At 29.1% G+C, this 2,111-nt stretch carries 3 protein-coding genes; all 3 read right to left on the minus strand.

What is annotated here, in order from left to right; genetic code table 4:
* Positions 1–663: hypothetical protein (locus D9R21_RS05905; RefSeq protein ID WP_148108855.1), on the minus strand; the 663-nt coding region annotated here is incomplete at its 3' end.
* Between the two features lie 35 nt (positions 664–698).
* A complete protein-coding gene (locus D9R21_RS05910; RefSeq protein WP_126821474.1) occupies positions 699–1,301 on the minus strand; it encodes a hypothetical protein in 603 nt (200 codons plus the stop codon).
* 108 nt (positions 1,302–1,409) lie between these two features.
* Entirely contained in the window at positions 1,410–1,940 is a 531-nt protein-coding gene (locus D9R21_RS05915) for a hypothetical protein (protein WP_126821475.1), read from the minus strand.
* Between the last annotated feature and the right edge of the window lie 171 nt (positions 1,941–2,111).

Below are 2,111 nucleotides of genomic sequence, written 5' to 3' on the forward strand. Positions count from 1 at the left end.
GCGTGGTATTTTTTGAACTAATTTAGGACTTATTTTTTGAATATTTTTCTCAATTTTTAATAAATTATTAATTGTTTCTAAATTAGAAACTTTAAAACCTTTATAAAAATCATTTCGGGCTAATTTTCCAATTGTATATAATAAAGTTTCATTATTAGCCTGCTTTGTAAAATCAAATATTAATTTATCAGATAAAACCTTTTTACCTGTAACTTGTTTTACAATATCTTCTAAGTTATTAGCAGTTATTACACCTAATTTTTCAAGTAATTTAGTTTCTTTTGCTAATTTTAAAATTCTAGTTGTACGAGCAGCACGCGTTAATTTACCAACACCACCAATTGCTGGTAACAAATTTAAGACAGTACTTTTTGTTGTTACTTCTGAGGTTAATTTATCGTATATTTGATTTACGGCAAAATCGGTTGCTATTTCTACTCCAAACGAGATAAATGCTGCGGCAAAATTAGATAATCCCGCACCAATACCAACAGCCGAAGCAACTCCACCAGTTAAAACTGATAAACCAAGTGCTAAAACTTGAATTCCTAAAAATTCTAGTAATTGTAACCCAAAACTTTTTTCTTGTTGTTGGATTGACAATCTAGTTGGATTTTTTTTAACAGCATAAATAAGGGCTGTTTTAGATGTTCCAATTGGCATATCTATCAAATGAAAAAGTACTATTTTTAGTACTATTAATAATTTTTAATTTTAACATCAATCGGATTTGTTTGACCAGTAGCGTTGTTTTTACCTTCAATTTGAACTTCAACAGTTTTATCATTTGTAATATCAATAGGTCAGTCCTCACCTCTACTTTCAATAAAGTAATCATAATCACTTTCAGTTAAAGAACTATCTACGGCTTTTACTGCTTTTAAAACAACATCTTTAAATTGTGGTTTTAATTGCTCGGCTGTTGCTTGTGTTGGGTCTGCAACACGAATAGTTGGTTTATCTATTCTATTAATATTACTGATTTCTCTTTTCCTAGTATAAATTTTTGCAACAATATGTTTAATAATTCCATTAGGTTCAACTACTGCTCCACCTAAATATAAAACTCTTTCCATAATTAAAGTATTACCCATACCAGTACCTAACGCAGCAGCACCAACTCTTAACGGAGTATGGTCTTTTTTACGTAAAATAAGAGGGTCATATTTTCTGCTAAATTTAAAAGCAATTGCATTAACACCTCCTGGTAATAGACTAATTGTTCCTTCTGAACCATCTTTATTAATAATTGGTAATTTTTTAGGAACCATATAATATGTTGTTCCTTCAACGGTTTTCATTGCTCCGCTTGTTGCAATTACGCTATTTATTTGGTCATTTGCTCCAAGTTGTAACTGTAATTTATTACGAATTCCACGAATAAAATCAGCCGAACCTAAAACAACCGTTTATGATGGAGTAAAGCCATTTTCATATATTTTATCCATAATTTCATCGTGGATTTGTAAAGCATTTGTATCATCTGCTTTTTTCCCTTGAATAGTTGTAACTTGACCATTGTTAATAATTTCTAAAATTTTATTACGTTTATAAGCAACTTCAGTATCCATTGCTTGTTCAATATCAGCTGCTCAAAGATTGGGATTAAAATCACTTTCTACAGGGTCTAATTTACGAGCAAAAGTTAAAATTGTATCTAATTCAACTGTTCCATCTTCAAACTTTACTTCAGTATAGTTTAAAAGATTGTCGTCAGTATTAAATACTTTTCCATCTTTTCCTATACCTTCACTATATTGAATATTTTTCTTTTTTTTATATGTTAAACCAAACTTATTTGCTTCTTTTCACGCAAATAATGCCTCTCAGATAAATTTTTGTTGATATTTATGTAGATATCATTGGTTAAATGATTCACAATCTTTTTGTGTTGCTTGATTAGCAATATCGCCAAAAATTCTTTGTGGGTTTTGTGCCATAATTTTATACCTTCTTTCTTATTTATTAAATACATTGTCTGTATCTAAAATATTTTTTTCCTTGTTTTCTAATTTTGGTACGCCACCAGTATTAACTGTTTGTACCTTAATTAATTCATCATAAACACTTTGCAATTGTGTTTTAATGATTTCAATATCATCAGTAATATC

Source organism: Spiroplasma endosymbiont of Megaselia nigra (genome assembly GCF_003987485.1).
Taxonomy (GTDB): domain Bacteria; phylum Bacillota_I; class Bacilli_A; order Mycoplasmatales; family Mycoplasmataceae; genus Spiroplasma.